This window comes from Desulfovibrio sp. UIB00 (assembly GCF_022508225.1).
GTDB lineage: Bacteria > Desulfobacterota > Desulfovibrionia > Desulfovibrionales > Desulfovibrionaceae > Desulfovibrio.
Map to the genome: position 1 here is coordinate 16,138 of NZ_JAETXJ010000009.1, position 18,088 is coordinate 34,225.

16 protein-coding genes and 1 riboswitch are annotated in these 18,088 nt (G+C 57.3%); of the genes, 8 read left to right on the top strand and 8 right to left on the bottom strand.

The genetic code is table 11. The annotated features are described in order from the left end of the window. Positions 1-20: 20 nt before the first annotated feature. The 8 genes from JMF94_RS12875 (at position 21) to nrdG (ending at position 10,424) form a co-directional block, all read left to right on the top strand. Positions 21-914, top strand: a complete 894-nt coding sequence (locus tag JMF94_RS12875; RefSeq protein WP_240825560.1) for a branched-chain amino acid ABC transporter permease — start codon at positions 21-23, stop codon at positions 912-914. Beyond that, complete coding sequence (locus JMF94_RS12880) at positions 914-1,951, top strand: branched-chain amino acid ABC transporter permease (protein ID WP_240825561.1); 1,038 nt, start codon at positions 914-916, stop codon at positions 1,949-1,951. Before JMF94_RS12875 ends, JMF94_RS12880 begins: the two co-directional genes overlap by 1 nt. Further along, on the top strand, positions 1,948-2,769 hold the full coding sequence (locus tag JMF94_RS12885; protein WP_240825562.1) for an ABC transporter ATP-binding protein: 822 nt from the start codon (positions 1,948-1,950) through the stop codon (positions 2,767-2,769). Before JMF94_RS12880 ends, JMF94_RS12885 begins: the two co-directional genes overlap by 4 nt. A 156-nt stretch (positions 2,770-2,925) precedes the next feature. Further along, positions 2,926-3,648 (top strand): ABC transporter ATP-binding protein, encoded by a 723-nt coding sequence (locus JMF94_RS12890; RefSeq protein ID WP_192111566.1) that lies wholly within the window; start codon positions 2,926-2,928, stop codon positions 3,646-3,648. 267 nt (positions 3,649-3,915) lie between these two features. Continuing rightward, on the top strand, positions 3,916-6,531 hold the full coding sequence (locus tag JMF94_RS12895; RefSeq protein ID WP_240825564.1) for a pitrilysin family protein: 2,616 nt from the start codon (positions 3,916-3,918) through the stop codon (positions 6,529-6,531). 605 nt (positions 6,532-7,136) lie between these two features. After that, a riboswitch (cobalamin riboswitch) is annotated at positions 7,137-7,316 on the top strand. A gap of 120 nt (positions 7,317-7,436) precedes the next feature. Continuing rightward, the gene (locus tag JMF94_RS12900) at positions 7,437-9,692 is read left to right on the top strand and encodes an anaerobic ribonucleoside triphosphate reductase (protein ID WP_240825566.1); all 2,256 of its coding nucleotides are present in this window, start codon (positions 7,437-7,439) and stop codon (positions 9,690-9,692) included. 59 nt (positions 9,693-9,751) lie between these two features. Beyond that, positions 9,752-9,916: an anaerobic ribonucleoside-triphosphate reductase gene (nrdD, locus tag JMF94_RS12905; protein ID WP_022658663.1), complete on the top strand. Its 165-nt coding sequence runs from the start codon at positions 9,752-9,754 to the stop codon at positions 9,914-9,916. Beyond that, positions 9,909-10,424 carry an anaerobic ribonucleoside-triphosphate reductase activating protein gene (gene nrdG / locus JMF94_RS12910; protein ID WP_240825696.1) on the top strand — a complete coding sequence of 172 codons (516 nt, stop codon included), beginning with the start codon at positions 9,909-9,911 and terminating at the stop codon, positions 10,422-10,424. Before nrdD ends, nrdG begins: the two co-directional genes overlap by 8 nt. A 91-nt stretch (positions 10,425-10,515) precedes the next feature. Here the strand turns inward: nrdG and JMF94_RS12915 are convergent, their stop codons facing one another. The 8 genes from JMF94_RS12915 to JMF94_RS12950 form a co-directional block, all read right to left on the bottom strand. Beyond that, the gene (locus JMF94_RS12915; RefSeq protein ID WP_240825568.1) at positions 10,516-11,520 is read right to left on the bottom strand and encodes a bacteriohemerythrin; all 1,005 of its coding nucleotides are present in this window, start codon (positions 11,518-11,520) and stop codon (positions 10,516-10,518) included. Between the two features lie 34 nt (positions 11,521-11,554). Then, the gene (locus tag JMF94_RS12920) at positions 11,555-12,814 is read right to left on the bottom strand and encodes an HD domain-containing phosphohydrolase (RefSeq protein WP_240825571.1); all 1,260 of its coding nucleotides are present in this window, start codon (positions 12,812-12,814) and stop codon (positions 11,555-11,557) included. A 246-nt stretch (positions 12,815-13,060) separates the two neighbouring features. Next, the gene (gene nifS / locus JMF94_RS12925) at positions 13,061-14,215 is read right to left on the bottom strand and encodes a cysteine desulfurase NifS (protein WP_240825573.1); all 1,155 of its coding nucleotides are present in this window, start codon (positions 14,213-14,215) and stop codon (positions 13,061-13,063) included. A gap of 5 nt (positions 14,216-14,220) precedes the next feature. Continuing rightward, the gene (gene nifU / locus JMF94_RS12930; protein WP_240825576.1) at positions 14,221-15,057 is read right to left on the bottom strand and encodes a Fe-S cluster assembly protein NifU; all 837 of its coding nucleotides are present in this window, start codon (positions 15,055-15,057) and stop codon (positions 14,221-14,223) included. After that, positions 15,041-15,490 (bottom strand): Rrf2 family transcriptional regulator, encoded by a 450-nt coding sequence (locus tag JMF94_RS12935; RefSeq protein WP_022658669.1) that lies wholly within the window; start codon positions 15,488-15,490, stop codon positions 15,041-15,043. The genes nifU and JMF94_RS12935 overlap by 17 nt, the downstream gene beginning before the upstream one ends. Positions 15,491-15,526: 36 nt before the next feature. Beyond that, positions 15,527-16,462, bottom strand: a complete 936-nt coding sequence (gene metA, locus JMF94_RS12940) for a homoserine O-succinyltransferase (RefSeq protein WP_240825577.1) — start codon at positions 16,460-16,462, stop codon at positions 15,527-15,529. 208 nt (positions 16,463-16,670) lie between these two features. After that, complete coding sequence (locus JMF94_RS12945) at positions 16,671-17,375, bottom strand: 4Fe-4S binding protein (RefSeq protein WP_240825578.1); 705 nt, start codon at positions 17,373-17,375, stop codon at positions 16,671-16,673. Between the two features lies 1 nt (position 17,376). Next, entirely contained in the window at positions 17,377-18,039 is a 663-nt protein-coding gene (locus JMF94_RS12950) for an HAD hydrolase-like protein (RefSeq protein ID WP_240825580.1), read from the bottom strand. Between the last annotated feature and the right edge of the window lie 49 nt (positions 18,040-18,088).

Here is an 18,088-nt window from a genome sequence, read left to right on the forward strand (position 1 = left end):
GCGAGGCGCTGAGGTGGCCCATGAGCCTTGATATGTTTTTGCAGCACTGCTTTAACGCCCTGACCCTTGGGTCGCTGTATGCGCTGATTGCCATCGGCTACACCATGGTTTACGGCATCCTGCGCCTGATCAACTTTGCCCACGGCGATATCCTGATGATCGGCGCGTACTTTGTATTTTTTGGCACGTTCGCCTTTGGCTGGCCCTGGGGCGTAGCCGCTGTTGTCGCCGTTCTTGGCGCCAGCGTGCTCGGCATCCTTGTAGAAAGGATAGCCTACAGACCCTTGCGCGATGCCCCGCGTATTTCGGCGCTTATCAGCGCCATTGCCGTGTCATTCTTTATTGAAAGCCTCGCCGTGGTGGTCTTTACCGGCCAGCCCCGCCCTGTGTTGCAGCCCGAATGGCTGGTTTCTGAATGGCAGATTGGCGGGTTACGCATTCTGCCGCTCACCGCCTTTGTGCCGATCATGACCATTGTGCTTGTGGCCGTGCTTTTGTATGTGGTGTACCGCACCAAGCCCGGCCTCGCCATGCGCGCCATTTCAAAAGATATTGAAACCACGCGCCTTTTGGGCGTGCGGGTGGACAACATCATCGCCCTCACGTTTGGCATTGGCTCTGCGCTGGCGGCGGCCTCGGGCATAATGTGGGCCTTGCGCTATCCGCAGGTGCACCCCTACATGGGCATCATGCCTGGCCTCAAGGCCTTTATTGCTGCGGTATTCGGCGGCATCGGCTCCATTCAGGGCGCTGTTATCGGTGGCGTTGCCCTTGGCTTTGTTGAAATCATGACCGTGGCCTTCATGCCTGAGCTTTCGGGGTACCGCGACGCCTTCGCCTTTGTGCTGCTGGTGCTCGTGCTGCTGTTCAAGCCCACAGGGCTGCTGGGTGAGCGAATGGAGGAGAAAATCTAATGCGCCTGAACAGAAGCACCATTCTGAGCATCATGGTCATGCTGCTGTTTGGCCTTGTGCTCTCCCAGGCAGAAAGCTTTCTCGGCGACTACCAGATTTATATCGCCAAACTCATTTTCATCAACGCCATTCTGGCGCTTTCGCTCAACCTCATTTACGGATTTACCGGGCTCTTTTCGCTGGGGCATGCAGGGTTTATCGCCATCGGGGCGTATGTTTCGGCCCTGTGCATCCTGAGCCCCGAGCAAAAAGAAATGATGTGGATTCTTGAACCCATCATCTGGCCTTTCTCCGACCTGTTCACGCCTTTCTGGGTTTCTGCGCTGGCCGGCGGGCTGGTGGCCACCATCTTTGCCTTTATCATCGCCGTGCCAGTGCTGCGGCTTGGCGATGACTACCTCGGCATTGCCACCCTTGGCTTTGCAGAAATCATCCGCGTCCTGATTGTCAACGCTACCTCCATTACCAACGGCTCGCTGGGCATCAAGGGCATTCCAGGTCATGCCAGTCTGCTTTCGTGCTATATCTGGATGCTCTTTACGCTCATAGTGCTTTCGCGGCTCATATTCAGCAATTACGGAAACGTGATGCGCTGTATACGCGATAACGAAATTGCCGCCAGGGTCATGGGCATCAACGTGTTCCGTTACAAGGTGCTTTCGTTCTGCGTGGGCGCGTTTTTTGCCGGTGTGGGCGGGGCGCTGCTTGGCTCCCATCTTTCCACCATCGACCCAAAGATGTTCAACTTTCTGCTGACCTTCAACGTGCTCATGTTCGTTGTGGCTGGCGGTCTTGGCTCGTTGACGGGCAGCCTGCTCGGCGCCACGGTCATCACCATCCTGCTTGAATGGCTGCGCGCCATTGAAGAACCCATGGATCTGGGCTTTATCGAAATCCCCGGCATCCCCGGCATGCGTATGGTGGTGTTTTCGCTGGTGCTGCTGGCCATTATTCTTTATCGGCGCGAGGGCATCATGGGTACCCGTGAGCTGACCTGGAAATCAATGGGCGCGTTCTTCAGGAGGGGCAAGGCATGAGCGGTTTTAATCTGCCCAAGGCCCCCAATTACGAGGGCGCACTGCTGCTGGCAAAGGACGTAACCATGCGTTTTGGCGGCGTGACCGCCGTGAGCGATCTTTCCATCGCTCTGCCCAAGGGCGCCATCGCGGGCATTATCGGCCCCAACGGCGCGGGCAAAACCACCGCGTTCAACGTCCTGAGCGGTTTTTATACGCCTCAGGAAGGTGATGTGGTTTTTGACGGCAAGAGCGTGAAGGGCCTTGGCCCCTCGGAAATCTGCCGCATGGGCATGGCCCGCACTTTCCAGAACATTCGTCTGTCGCAGCAGATGACCGTGCTTGAAAACATCATGGTCGGCTGTCATGTGCGCCGCCGCTGCCCCTGGTGGATGGCTCCTCTGGGCATCCCCGCTTTTTACAAGGAAGAAGCGGCCATTGTGGAAAAAAGCAAGCAGCTTGCCGACCGGGTGAACCTGAGCGGCAACCTCAACGATCAGGCGGGCAGCCTGCCGTACGGTGCGCAGCGCAGGCTTGAGATAGCCCGCGCTCTGGCCACCGAACCCAAACTGTTGCTGCTTGATGAGCCCGCAGCGGGCATGAATCCGCAGGAAAGCCTGGATCTCATGCATTTTATCGGCCATATCCGTGACGAATTCGACCTCACCATTCTGCTGATCGAGCATGACATGAAGGTCGTCATGGGCGTGTGCCAGTACATCTGGGTTATGGAATACGGTGCCTTGATCGCCGAGGGCGAGCCGGAATCCATCCGCAACAACCCCGTGGTCATCCGCGCCTATCTGGGTGAGGACGCCACGCTGGAGAAAGTCATTTAGCCGTGGCAAGGGCGGCGGAGCCTTGCTCCTGCTGCCCGTTGCGGCTTGCAAAGGCGCTGTTTGCCGCTTCTGTGCAGGAGCAAACGGCCATACGCAGCAGATAGACATGCCCGGAAAGCTCTTCCGGCGCAGACCGACATATGGACAGGGTGCATCATGCTTGAAATTCGTAATCTCCATGTGCGCTACGGCGGCATTCAGGCCGTTCAGGGCGTAAGCCTGAATATCCCGCGCGGCAGTATTGTGACGCTTATCGGGGCCAACGGCGCGGGCAAGAGCAGTATCATCCGCTCCATTGCCGGCCTGAACAAAACCATCAGCGGCGACATCCTGCTGACCCGGCACGAGGGCGACGCTCCGGCTTCGCTCATGGGCCTCAAGCCCGAAGACATGGTGCGCAAGGGCATTTCTCTTTCGCCGGAAGGGCGGCGTATCCTGCCCCATCTGACGGTGGAGGAAAACCTGCACCTTGGCGCGTATTCGCGCAGCGACAAGGCAGAAATAGCCCATGATATCGAGTGGGTTTACAGCTTGTTTCCCCGGCTCAAGGAACGTCTCTGGCAGAAAGGCGGTACGCTCTCCGGCGGCGAGCAGCAGATGCTGGCCGTGGGCCGCGCGCTCATGAGCCGTCCTGATCTGCTCATGCTGGACGAACCTTCACTGGGGCTTGCTCCGCTGCTGGTGCGCGAGATTTTCGACATCGTCAAGCGCATCAACGAGGAGGGTAAAACCGTCCTGCTGGTGGAGCAGAACGCCTTTGCGGCGCTTTCTGTGGCGCACTATGCCTATATTCTTGAAGTTGGCAGGGTGGTACTTGAAGGCCCGGGGCGCGAACTGCTCGAAAACCCCAAGGTCAAGGACGCCTACCTCGGCGGCTAGACCTGCTCCTGATTTCAGACCGCGTTGATCTGGTCAGCGCTCAAACCGGCAGTCGTACGATTGCCGGTTTTTTGTTGCTGAAAGCTTCGGAAATTCAGCAGGGCGCAACCTTATACCGTCGGGCCGCCGGGGGGGGTAAAAGACTACGCCTTGCCACCCCGTGCTGGGGGTATTAGTATTCAGGTTGGTTAAAAACAGTCCGGGGAGCAGGGCGGTTACTGCCTTTGCCTCTGCCTTCTTGCGACTGCAAATCCATAAGGAGCAAACATGCAACGCATACTTCTGTTATTGCCCCTCCTGCTGGCCTTGCTGGCTGGCGCGGCCTCTGCCGCACCGGGCGAACAGCGAACCCTGACCAAACTGCCCAACGGGCTTTCCGTGTATATCATCAAGGACAGCCGCTTCCCTCTGGTGGCAACGCGTCTTTACGTGCGCACCGGTTCGGCCAATGAGGACGCCAAGCAGGCGGGCATCAGCCATCTGCTGGAGCACATGGTCTTCAAAGGTACAGAGCACCGGCCCAAGGGCCAGGTGGCGCGTGATGTGGAAGCCCTTGGCGGCTACCTCAACGCGGCCACCAGCTTTGACAAGACATGGTACATGACGGACATGCCCGCTGCCCACTGGCGCATGGGCATGGACGTGGTGAAAGAAATGGCCTTTCAGGCCGCTCTGGACCCCAAGGAACTAGAGTCGGAAAAAGAAGTGGTGATTTCCGAGCTTGAGCGCGATCAGGATTCGCCCATGAGCAGGCTGTTTGAAAGCCTGCAGGTGTCCACACTCCAAAACACCCCCTACGGTCGGCCCATCATCGGCTTTAAGGAAACCGTGCGCGCCATCACCGCCGACGACCTGCGCGCCTATGTGCAGCGCTGGTATCAGCCGCAGAACATGATGCTGCTGGTGGCGGGCGATATTGACCCGCAGACGGTGCTGCAACACGCGCAGGAACTTTTTGGCGGCATGGCCAACACCAACGATTTCGTTACGCCGCCGCAAGTTGATTTGCTCGCTGCTCCCGGCGGTCAGCGCGTTGAAGTGGTGCGCGGCCCCTGGAACAAGGTCTATCTGGGTATGGCCTTTCCTGCGCCAGCCCTGCGCGATCTGCGCTCTGTGGATCTGGACGTGCTGAGCTACCTGCTTGGCGGCGACGGAACTTCGTTGCTGAGCCGCAAATATGAGTATGAAAAGCAGCTTGTGGACAGCATCAGCGTTGGCAATATGAGCCTTGAGCGCGCGGGCATGCTGTACATTACAGCCAATATGGCTCCGGAAAAGCTGGAGGCCTTTTGGCAGGGGCTGACCACAGACCTTGCCAATCTCAAGGCCGCAGACTTCAAACCCGAGGCCCTCAAGCGCGCCCGCTACAACCTTGAAGACAGCATGGATCGCTCGGCGGAAACGCTCAACGGTCTGGCCTCCTGGCTGGGCAGCGTCCAGTTTGAGCTGGGCGGCGATGTGGCGGAACAGAACCTGCGCTTCACCCAGCGCAATGTTTCGCAGCCGCAGGTACAGCAGGCCATTAACCTTTGGCTTGACCCCAGCAGGGCGCGGGTGCGTGTGCTCGCGCCTGAAAATGCCAAGCTGTCCGATCTGGAAGCCGTGCTGCAAAAGAACTGGCCCGGCAGTGCCGCTGCCAAGACCGCGCAAAAGGCTTCGTCCACGGCGGGGCAGCAGGAAGTGGTCGACCTGGGGCAGGGGCGCACCGTCATTCTTATCCCTGATGCCACAGTGCCCTATGTGGCGGTTGATCTCATGCTGCCCGGCGGCAACGCCCTGCTGAAGCCCGACCAGCAAGGGCTGGCAGAACTGACGGCCAGTACCCTTGGCGATGGCAGCGGCAAACTGGACGCCCAGGCCATGGAACGCTATTTCGCCGACCGCGCGGCTTCTCTCTCCGCCAAGGCAGGCCTGCAAACCTTTACCGTGTCCCTGACCGGCCCGGCCCGATTCAATGCCGATTATTTCTCCATGCTGGGCGAGGTGCTGGGCAAGCCCCGCTTTGAAGCCAAGGAAATCAAGCGTGAAGCGGAAAACATGAAGGCCGCCATCCGCCAGCGGGCCGACAGGCCTACCTCCTTTCTGTTCTCACGCGTGAATCCCTTCATCTTCCCCGGCGGTCAGCCCTACGGCTACGATAGTCTGGGGACGGAAGCGAACCTTTCCAAGTTCACTCCCAAGGATGTACGCTCGTTCTGGGACAAGCAACTCGTACAGCCCTGGGTGCTGGCCGTTGCTGGAGATTTTGACCGAGAGGCAGTGCTGGCCTTTGCCCGCACATTGCCCACGCCAGACAACAAGGATTTCTCCTTGCCCGCCCCCTCATGGGGTGATGCCCGCAACCTTGATCTGCATCTGCCGGGGCGCAATCAGGCCCACGTGCTCCAGATGTTCAAGGCTGTGCCTTACACCAGCCCGGACGCCCCGGCGCTCATGCTTTTGCAGTCTGTGCTTTCCGGCCAGAGCGGCCTGCTGTTCAGCCAGATGCGCGACGAGCAGGGCCTTGGATACACGGTCACGGCCTTTTATCGCGCCATGCCTCAGGCTGGCATGATGGCTTTTTACATTGGCACTACGCCCGACAAGGTGGCGCAGGCGCGTGAAGGCTTTGCCAAGATTATTGCCGATATCAAGGCAAAACCCCTGCCTGCGGAATTGCTTGAGGCCGGGGCTAACCGTCTGCTTGGTGAATACTACCGCGACAAGCAAAGCCTTGATTCCCGCGCGGGCGTGGCAGCCACAGACGCCGTGCTGGGCCTGCCCCGGGATTTCAGCAAGTCGCTCATCGACAAGGCGGCCAAGCTGACCCCTGCGGATATTCAGGCTGTGGCGCAGAAGTATCTGGACGACAAAAACCTCTACAACATGATCCTGCTGCCGTAGGCGGTGTTTCGGTTTTATTAATGGGCCGCATCGGATACACGATTACGCTTCCCTGCATAATGGCGGTGGGAGCGGAGTTGGGCCGATGCGGCCCCTTGTGTTTATTGGCTGTTACGGAATGCTCAATCCCTGTTTGCGTGTACAAAAAAAGTTTTTATAAACGATATGTTCGGCAAGGGGCGGGCAAATAAAAATGTCAAGTCCGAGGTAAGTCCTCTTACGTGGGCGAGGCCGTCTTGAAAACCCGGCGTGGGTAGAGTAAGTTCTTGCCTGCGTTACGGGAACTGCTTTCCGAGGAAAGCTCGCCAGGTATCGGCTGCGGTCGCAGTGCCGGGGCCTGGGCGGCAGCGTCATGTGGGCATGATGCCTGAATTCATGGCGAAATGTTTCAGCAGCGCCAATCAAAGCCACACGTGTTGCGGGTCAGGTTGCCTGATCCGGCTCTAGCTAGGGCGAACATTTTTGTTCACGCCCTCATTGTTTTGCGGCCTAAATGTAGTGAAAAATTGGGCAGGCAAGAAAATTCAATAGTGAATTCGCAGTGTTACTACGGCACTAGGAGAGCTTTTTTGCGTGCATTTATTGACAGGGTGCAATTCTTTTGAGATTTTCTAGACATTGAAAGCGCCATGGAGCTTAATAGGGAATTCCCGTGAAAATCGGGAGCGGACCCGCCGCCGTGAGCCTGTTTAACACCGCTTTTCCACGGGTGCCACTGGATAAAACCGGGAAGGCCGAAAAGCGGCAGGCAAGCCGGAAGACCTGCTTTCAACCGTTCTAAGAAAGTGGAGCATTTGCAACGGGCTTTTGCAGATGAACCGTCAGAAAAGGCCATTGATGGTCTCTCCGCCCGTTTTATTCGGGCGGCCTTTTTGTTCATAGCCCACACGTTTGGAGCGAAGTTCATGCTCGCCAGCATTATTAAGCGCGACGGCACGGAAGTGCCTTTTGATTCGGTCAAGATTCTCAATGCCATCACCAAGGCCAATCAGGCCGTTGGCGGTGAAGACATGTCCCCCACTGACCTGCTGTTTGTCACCGAAAAGGTGTGCAAAAAGCTGGAGTCGCGCAGCCTCAAGCATGTGGAAGAAATTCAGGATGTTGTTGAAGAAACCCTGATTCAGTACGACTACGCCAAGAGCGCCAAGGCCTACATCCTGTACCGGGCCGAGCATACGAAAATCCGTAATGCGGAATCGTATCTCATGGATATCTATAAAAAACTTACGTATTCCCCGGCCCTTCAGGAAGACATCAAGCGCGAGAATGCCAATATCGATGGCGATACGGCCATGGGCACCATGCTCAAGTATGGTTCCGAAGGCTCAAAATTCTTCATCGACAACTACATTCTGCCCAAGGATGCCTCTGCCGCGCACCTTAACGGCGATATTCACATTCACGACAAAGATTTTTACATGCTCACGGAAACGTGCTGCCAGATTGACCTTATCCCCTTGTTTAAAAATGGTTTTTCCACGGGGCACGGGCATTTGCGCGAGCCCAATTCCATTGAGAGCTATTCGGCCCTTGCCTGCATTGCCATTCAGGCCAACCAGAATGAAATGCACGGCGGCCAGAGTGTGCCGCATTTTGACTTTGCCATGGCCGAAGGCGTTATCAAAACCTACCGCAAGGAATATGAGCGCGCCTTTGCCGCCTTTTTGCGCATTGCCCAGAATCTGGAAGAGCAGGCAGCCATTGACGCAGCCAGAGAAACCATCGCCCTGTTGCCAGAAGGCCCGCGCCTTGGCACCTGCGATGCCTTTGGAGAGGCCCTTGTGGCGGCTGTCCCCGAGGCCCGGCGCGAGCTTTTGACGCGCGCGCATGCCTACGCTGCCGGCGAAGCCCTCAAATACACCGAGCGCCGCACTTATCAGGCCATGGAAGCCCTGATCCATAACCTGAACACCATGAATTCGCGTGCAGGCGCACAGGTGCCTTTCAGCTCCATCAACTATGGCACGGATATTTCTGCCGAGGGGCGCATGGTTGTCAAAAACCTGCTGCGCGCCACCAAGGCCGGGCTTGGCAACGGGGAAACCTCCATTTTCCCCGTGCAGATATTCAAGGTGAAGTCCGGGGTCAACTATAATCCCGAAGATCCCAACTACGACCTTTTCAAGCAGGCCATGGATGTTTCCGCCATGCGTCTTTTCCCCAATTTCAGCTTTCTTGATGCGCCGTACAACCTTCAGTACTACCGCCCGGGCGACTATAATACGGAAGTTGCCTACATGGGCTGCCGCACACGCGTACTTGGCAACGTGTACGACAAGGACAGGCAGGTCACGTGCGGTCGCGGCAATCTGAGCTTTACGTCCATCAACCTTCCCCGGCTGGGGCTGGATGCGCGCGGTGACATCAGCCGTTTTTACGCTCTGCTGGACGACAAGATTGATCTGGTGTTCCGCCAGCTGCTGCATCGGCTCAAGATCCAGAGCGCCAAGAAGGTGCGCAACTATCCCTTCCTCATGGGCGAGGGCATCTGGCTTGATTCCGACAAACTGGGTTGGGACGACAGCATTGAAGAAGTGCTCAAGCACGGCACACTGACCGTGGGCTTTATCGGCCTTGCCGAAACGCTCAAGGCTCTTGTGGGTCAGCACCACGGCGAAAGCGAGGATGCCCAGAAGCTTGGCATTGAGATTGTTACGCATCTGCGCAAACGGTGCGATGACGAAGCTGAAAAGACAGGACTCAACTTTTCACTCATCGCCACCCCGGCGGAAAGCCTGAGCGGGCGCTTTGTCAACCTCGACAAGGAAAAGTTCGGCAGCATCCCCGGCATCACTGACAGGGATTACTACACCAATTCGTTCCACGTGCCGGTGTACTGCCCCATCAAGGCCTTTAAAAAAATACAGATCGAGGCTCCATACCACGCGCTGACCAATGCGGGGCACATCACCTATGTGGAACTGGATGGCGATACCTGCAAGAACCTTGAGGCCTTTGAGAGCATCATCCGTTTTATGCACGATAATGGCGTTGGCTACGGCTCCATCAACCATCCCCTGGATCGCGACCCTGTCTGCGGCTATGTGGGTGTGATCAACGGCACCTGCCCCCGCTGCGGCCGCAAGGAAGGCGAAGGCGTGAGCGCCGAGCTGCTCAATGAATTGCGTAGAAAATTCCCGCACACCCCCAAGTGGGACTAGCGGTCAAATACATTTTTTCCATCAATTTTGCTTTAAGAACAAGGAGAGCGAAAATGCTAATGAAATCGCGTCTGTTCGAGGAAACCAAGCCCGCGCAGAAACTTGTGGGTCAGGATGTGGGCTTTGAACGTACCCGCCGCATCACCGGTTACCTTGTGGGAACGCTTGACCGTTTCAACAACGCCAAGCGCTCGGAAGAGCGCGATCGTGTCAAGCATGCCTGAATCCGGTAATGCCGGGGTCATGCGGCTGTCAGGCATTGTGGAGGAATCCATAGTGGACGGCCCGGGCCTGAGGTATGTCTTGTTCACGCAGGGTTGCCCGCATCACTGCAAAGGGTGCCACAATCCGCAGACGCACGACTTTGAGGGCGGCTTTCCGTTTACGGCGGAGGCCGCCCTTGCCCAGATTGGGGAGAATCCTCTTCTGGCGGGTGTGACGCTGTCTGGCGGGGAGCCCTTTGAGCAGGCCCAGGCGCTCTGCGCCGTGGCCGAGGGCGTACAGGCCATGCGCAAAAATGTGATGACCTACACGGGGTACACATTTGAAGCCCTGCTTGCCCGCAATGACTATTGGACAAGTCGGCTGCTGGAACTGACGGATGTTCTTGTGGATGGCCCCTATGTGGAAAGCCTCCGCGACCTAGAATTACTGTTCAGGGGCAGTTCAAACCAGCGCCTTCTTGACCGCTCCGCCCGAGAACGAATAGCGGCAGCATTGCTTGGCCGTTGAACTTTTTGCGAGTCCTGACAGGCTGCTCTGTCGGCCACGTCTGTTCCCCGCTTTTTGCGGGGTTTTTTATTAGGGGCTGGCCGCAGAGGGCTTACTGCTTCGGCGTGGGGGTTGTGCCGATCACATAGGAGGCAAAACCCCCATCCATCTGCTGTATATGATCCACCAGCCAGGTTTTCAGGTATTCCAGCAGGGCAATATCAATAAAGGCCTTGTCGTCAAGCACGGCCTCCCTGAGTTCTGCCACTGTTTTTCTGAAATTCTGGTGCACTTCAATGTGCCGTGCCGTGAGCGGATAAGCCGTGCGGCTGAAGAAAATTTCTTCTGTGGCAAAATGGCTGAAGGCATAGCCCGTCAGATCATCAAGAATTTCCAGCAGCAGTTTTTTATCGCAGCCCTTCTGCATGCCACGGTGCAGCTTGTTGATGTACGAGAGCAAGAGCTTATGCTGGCCGTCAATGACCGGAATGTTCGTATTGTAACGGCTATCCCAGGGAAAGGCCTCTGCAAGCGCAGTATCTGCTTCGTTTTTATCAGTGGTGTCTACGTCCAAAAGCTGGCTGGCGTGCAGCAATATGCATTCGCTACGGTGCAATGCCGCAGAAAGGTCAAGAATCTGGCTCCTAGTGTGCGGGCGGTCCACAGCCAGCCCATTGTCCGCACCAGCAGCAGTCGCCATGTCATTCAATTCAGATTGGGCTTTGCGCAGGGCCGCAAGGGCAGTCTGCTGCGTCTGCATGTCCACAACGCGCCTTTCGCGCAGTTCCTGAATTTCCTGCTGGAGTTTGTCTGCTGTTTCGTGCGCCTCGGCAAGATCGTGGCGAAGCGTGGCCTCTCTGGCATTGAGGCTGTCTTCCAGAGCGCGCACAACATCACAGGCCGTGGGTATGGACGGGATTTCAGCGCAGTCCGGTTGTGCAATGGCAGCCACGAACGTGCGCAGGGGCAACAGGAGGTATCGGTAGAGCAGCACAAGGCCGCAGAGGGAAAAAATCAGGGAGAGGACAACAGCAAGCCGAGAAAAGGGCGGGGTGAGCTGCATGGCGATAATGCCAGCCAAGGGAGCAATAATCAGAAAAATGATTGGAACGCCCATGATTCACCCCCGTCAGCGGGTATGGCTACCCAGCTCAAGGTTGTCTGGCAGCCTTTGCCGCCTCATCGCACAGCCTGCGCATAACCACAAAGTTTGCTGCGGCCTTGCGCTGGGCGCGTATGCGCTCTTTGTTGACGCGTAGCACATTATCGGCCAGGAGCGCTACCACGCCGTTGTCCAGATAGCCGAGTTCCGCCATGGATGTGATGATTCTCATGGCTTCGGCCAGAGGCATGCCGTTTCGGTAGGGGCGGTCTTCTGTGAGCGCTGTAAATACATCCGCCACAGCGATGATACGTACAGGAAGCGTCAGGCTGCTTCCTTCGATATTGTGGGGATAGCCTGTGCCGTCGATGCGTTCATGGTGTCTGCCTCCCCATTCACGCACACAGGTAAAACCGGGTATGGAACCCAGCAAATTCATGCTGATTTCAGCGTGCTTTTGAATCTCCCGCACTTCATCGGGCGTGAGCGCCGCTGGTTTTTCCAGAATTTCGAGCGGCACCGCGAGTTTGCCAATATCATGCAGCAGACCGGCCACAAACATGGTTGTGAGATCGTCGGCGTCGGCCATGCGGGTCAGCCTGAGCAGCATGCGCGCCGTATAGGCCACGCCAAGGGAGTGGGTGGCGGTAAAGGGGCTTTTGGAGTCAATAGTTTGAGAAAAAAGGCCACACAGGTCCACAAGTTGCACCGGGCCAAGAATCACAGAGCCAAATGCCTTGGCCAGGTATTCTTCCATGCGCTTATGGCTGCCCAGAAGCGCGGAAATTTCCACATCATGAGCCAGGGTTGCCAGCGCCTCCAGACAGGCTGGGGCATATTCCCTGTCTCTTGCCTGCAGAGTGAGGCAGATGCTGTGCATGTCAGAAGCCTGCTTGCCGCGCAGGGCAACATCAACCCGGTCAGCCATGTGGATGCAGTTGGCTGGCAGTGCGTGCTGGTCGGATGCCTCATAACTGCACCATTCCGTATGGTGATGCAGCACCATGTCGCACACAGGCGTGGGCAGCCCTGCAGTTTTGCAAAAGGCCCAGCCAGCCCGGCAGTGCAGGGCTTTGTTGCGCTCAAAGATGAGGTCGCGCGTATCGCTTTTGAGCGGCACTGCTCCAATATCGTGCAGCATGCTGGCCATAAGCATGTACTTGCGCGTGGTGCGGGGTAACCGCATGCGTTCGGCAATAACCTGGCTCAAAAAGGCAACCCGCAGATGGTGTCCGGCAAGAAGTGGTGTAACCATGTCGAGCGCGCGCGAAAAACCCATCAGCAGATCAAAAAGGCGAATTGAACGCATGAAACCTCACTCACACCAATCAGGGCAGATATTCAAAGTAAAATGATAGGACAACCGGCCCCAGGAGGCAATAGGTTCATTTACGCAGCGGTCGGCAGAAAGGGTACTTTTTTGCATCATGGGCGTTATTTATGCCGCATGCGCAATTGCACAGAATTTTTGCCGCAGACGTAAATGTGCCGCACCCAGGCGAGTGCGGCACATAATCTACAAACATTGGAATCTGCGTCAACTGCTGAGCCAGGATTAATCCTTGAAGGGAGAAATCATGCGCAGGGTCTTGATGACATCAGGGAAGTTCTGGATGACAAAGTCCACTTCTTCCTGCGTGGTGTAGCGGGAGAGGGAAAGACGGATGGAGCCGTGGGCGTAAGTAAAGGGCACACCCATGGCGCGCAGCACGTGCGAAGGTTCAAGGCTGCCAGAGGTGCAGGCAGACCCGGAGCTTGCGCAGATGCCGAGCCTGTCGAGCATGAGCAGGATGGCTTCGCCTTCCACGTTTTTAAATGCAATATTGGTGGTGTTGGGCAGGCGGTTATCCACATCGCCGTTCACCATGCAGTCGGGGATACGTTCAAGCAGGCCCTGTTCAAGTCTGTCGCGCAGCATGGCCACGCTGACGCGTTCTTCCTGCATGTGCGCAATGGCAAGTTGAGCCGCTGCGCCAAGCCCTGCAATATATGGCACGTTTTCCGTACCCGCACGGCGGCCCCGCTCCTGATGGCCGCCCCGCAAAAACGGGCGAAAGCGTACACCCTTGCGCACATACAGCACACCAATACCCTTGGGGGCGTGCAGCTTGTGACCGGAGAGCGAAAGCATGTCCGCAGGCAGATGGGCAAGGTCAATGGGCGTTTTGCCCACGGCCTGCACGGCATCCGTATGAAACAGCACGCCGCGTTCGCTGGCCATTTCAGCCATGCGCTGGATGGGATAGATATTGCCCACTTCATTGTTGGCAAACATGATGGACGCCAGCGCCGTATCGGGCGTAAGGGCGGCTGCGTATTCGTCCAGGTCAAGGCGTCCCTTGTTGTCCACGCCAAGGTAGGTCACTCGGTAGCCTTGGCGTTCCCAGTGCTGCATGACGCTGAGTACGGCGGGGTGTTCCACCCGGGTGGTGATGAGGTGGCGCTTTTCAGGCTGGGTCTGGATGGCCGACCAGATGGCGGCATTGTCGCTCTCCGACCCGCAGGAGGTAAAGATGATTTCGTCGGGATTTGCGCCCAGCAGCCCGGCCATCTGCTCACGGGCAGTTTCGACCGCATCGGCCACCTGACCGCCAAATGTATGCATGCTTGAAGGGTTGCCGTACAGCTCGTTCAGATAGGGCAGTATGGCATCGCGTACTTCAGGCGCAACAGCCGTGGTGGCGTTGTTGTCAAGATAGATGGTTTTCATGGCGGTTAGGCCTCCTCAACCACGATGTCGGCTTCAACATGTTCGCGCAGCAGACGCTGCACCAGATCGCGGATGGTCACTTCGCTCGAACGGCACTGGGCGCAACGCCCGCGCAGGGAGACCACAACGCGCAGACCGTCCACATCCACCAGCTCAATATCGCCGCCGTCAGCAGCAAGCTGCGGGCGGATTTCTTCGTCAATGGTCTTGAGCACCTTCTGCATGCGCTGCACGTTGGTGAGGCGCGGCTTGGGCTTGAGTTCGATCAGGGGCTTTTGCTTGAGCTGGGCGGCCAGAATTTCGGCGATTTCATCAAGGCATTCGCCGCATGCGCCGCCAGCCTTGGTGTAGTTGGTGATTTCTTCAACTGTCTTGAGGCCGTTTTCGGTGATGGCGCGGATAATCTGGGCATCCGTGATGCCAAAGCACTTACACACCAGCTTGCCGTCTTCATGGGCATGGGGCACGGGCGGTTCGCCCTTCCATTGGCGGATGGCGGCTTCAAGCGCCTCCTGGCCCATGACGGAGCAGTGCATCTTCTGCTTGGGCAACCCGCCCAAAGCATTGGTGATGTCCTTGTTGGTGATCTTGAGCGCATCTTCAACAGACATGCCCTTGACCATGTCGGTCAGCACAGAGCTTGAAGCAATGGCGCTGGCGCAGCCAAAGGTTTCAAAGCTGGCGTCTTCAATGATGTGCTGGTCGTTGATCTTGAGATATAGCTTAAGGGCGTCGCCGCAGGTCAGGCTGCCCACTTCGCCAATGGCGTTGGCGCCTTCAAGGGGACCCACATTGTGCGGCCGCAGAAAGTGGTCGTGTACTGCTTCAGTGTAATTCCACATGATTGCCTCCCGTTACGGAGCATTTCTCTGAGTCGATGATTTCCTGCAAGGTGCGCTTTTGCAGGAAGGAGCGGATATGCCCGTCCAGTTCTGTCCAGAAGCCCCGGGTGGAGCAGTGGGATTCGCGCTGACAATGGCGACCCTTGCTCAGACAGCGCACAGGGGAAATTTCACCCTCAAGGTGCTGAAAGACTTCTTCAATGTTAATATCTGTTGGCGACTTGGCAAGTGAATATCCACCGCCAGAACCGCGCACTGCACGCAAAATGCCCATGGGGCGCAGTGCCCGCACTATCTGTTCCAGATAGCCCGACGAGATGTTTTCTTCACGGGCCACTTGCCCCAGTTGCAAAAGAGAGCCCTGGGGCTGGGCCGCCAGACGCAGCAAAAAGCGCAATCCGTAACGGGTTCTGGTAGAAAATCGCATAGGCATCCTCGTATCCTGTAGGGGGTTCAGGATTATGAACTCTTACTTGCCCTGCCGGTCACGGGCAATGGCAGTAAGGCTGAAGGGCGTTTCCTGATAAACGTAGTAGTTGAGCCAGTTGCAGTAGAACAGGTGCGCGTGCGCCCGCCAGTTCATATTGGGCAGGCGGCTGGGATCGTTGCCGGGATAGTAGTTGTTGGGCGGTATGGGGTTCATGCCCCTTTCCTGATCGCGGCGGAATTCCGCATCCAGGGTGCCCCTGTCGTACTCAAGGTGCCCGGTCATGAAAACCTGCGAGTGGTCGCGGCTCTCAACCAGGGCAAGCCCGGCCTCTGGTGATTCGGCAAGAATGCGCAGCGCGGACTGTTTGCTTACATCCTCGGCGCGAACTTCTGTATGGCGCGAGTGGGGCGCGGCAAAGGTATCGTCAAAGCCGCTGAACAGACGGCAGCCGGGTTGCAAAATGTCGTGCTGGAACACGCCGGAAACTTTGGCAGGCAGGGCGTACTTGGGGATACCGTAAAAATGGTACAGGGCAGCCTGCGCCGCCCAGCAGATGTACAGGGTGGAGTACACGCGGCTTTGCGCAAAGGTCATGATGTCCAGCAGCTCGTGCCAGTAGTCCACATCCTCAAAAGGGAGATGTTCTACCGGAGCGCCGGTAACGATCATGCCGTCAAAGCTGCCATGGCGAATTTCTGAAAATGTCTTGTAAAAGCGCTCAAGATGCTGTGCGGGAGTGTTTTTGGATTCATGAGCTTCTGTGCGCAGCAGGGTGATGTTGACCTGAAGGGGCGAATTACTCAAAAGCCGCAGCAACTGGGTTTCTGTGGCGATCTTGGTGGGCATGAGGTTGACGATGGCGATTTCCAGCGGACGAATGTCCTGCTGGACAGCGCGATCTTCTGTCATCACAAAGATGTTTTCGCTTTCAAGCGCAGCACAGGCGGGAAGATCAGCAGGAATCTTGATGGGCATGTCTATGATCCTTTACAGCAAAGCAGTCTTACCTGGCAGTGCGGTCACTGCCCCTTACGGCCCGTCTGCGGGTTACGGTTTTTGGGCAAAGTCTCAGTTAATAAAAGCCCGCCCCTAAAACATAGCATTACACTATGTTTTGTCAAGGCGGACTTTAGGTATTTCCTACATGGGCATTTCTTGCCCGCGTATATTGCTTGTAAGATATCTACAATTGTACAATATGCGTCTCCGGCGTCAAGGTGCTGTCAGCGGCCTCGATGGCGCGGTGCGCCAGCCTGTCCAGCCCGCCGCAGCAGGGAACGCTCATGCGCAGTACGGTAATGCCCGAAATGCCGCCCTGTTTGATGATGGCTGTGAGTCTTTCGACCAGTACTTCATTGTCTTCAAGCTTGGGGCAGGCAATGATGGGCACGCGCCCGCGCATCCAGTCCGCATGCAGATTGGGCAGGGCAAAGCCTGCGCAATGGGCGGCCAGCAGGATGTTGGCCCCGCGCAGATAGGGCGCTGTGGGCGGAACCAGCCGCAACTGGATGGGCCAGGTGGGCACCTGTGCCCGCAGGTCTTGCGATCCGGCAGGTGCCATGGTTGCTGGGCCGCCAGTCAGCGGGGTGAACGTGCGCGCCATGCTGCCGGGGCAGCCGCCGTGCGGGCGGTGAGGCTGGGCGGTTCCATCCCTTTTTGCCTTGGCGGCAAGGGCCGCCTCCTCGTCAAATTCGGGCGCTTCCCTTTCCACAAGGCGCAGCGCGCCCTCCGGGCAGTTCAGACACGCACCGAGGCCGTCGCAGTAAACGTCGCTGACAAGTTTGGCCTTGCCGTCAATGATGGCAAGCGCGCCCTCGGCGCAGTCGAGTACGCATTGTCCGCAGCCGTTGCACTTTTCTTCGTCAATCTCAATGATGGGACGTTTCATACTATGCCTCCTTTGCCATGCGCGTCAGCGCCTCGGGCGTGTCGATGACATGGTCGGCCTGGGCTGCGCGCAATTCGTCCGCGCCGCGAAATCCCCAGGCTACGCCGATTGAGATCATGCCCGCGTTGCGAGCGGTGAAGATATCCACGTTGCTGTCGCCCACGTAAAAGCTGCGCTCTGGCAAAAAGTCCATGTGCCGCAGCATGTCGAGCGGGGCGTCCGGCTCCGGCTTGAGGGGCACCCCATCCCTGCCGCCGCGCACAAGGGTAAACGGCACGTCAGGAAAGTAGCGGCGCACCAGCTCAACCGTGAGGTCATCCGGCTTGTTGGAAAGGACGGCCAGGGCGTGGCCGTCAGCTGCGAGTTGCTGCAGCGCCTCGGTGATGCCGGCATAAGGCTTGGTGCGCACGCACATGTTTTCGCCATAGCGGGCGCGGGCCTCTGCAATCAGCGCTGTCAGCTGGTCTGTAGAAAGCTTTGCTGCTTCACCATCGGGGAGGGCGTCATTCACAAGTTTGTGAAAGCCTCGGCCCACATAGAATCTGTACGCTGGCAAGGGATGGACTGGATAACCGTGACTGGCCAGAACATCGTTGCAGGCCTGACCAATGTCTTCCAGGCTGTCCACCAGTGTTCCGTCCAGATCAAAAATAAATGCTCTCATGTATACTCCTGTGGGCCCTGCAAGCGGGCACCCGTACTGTAGCTGAAAA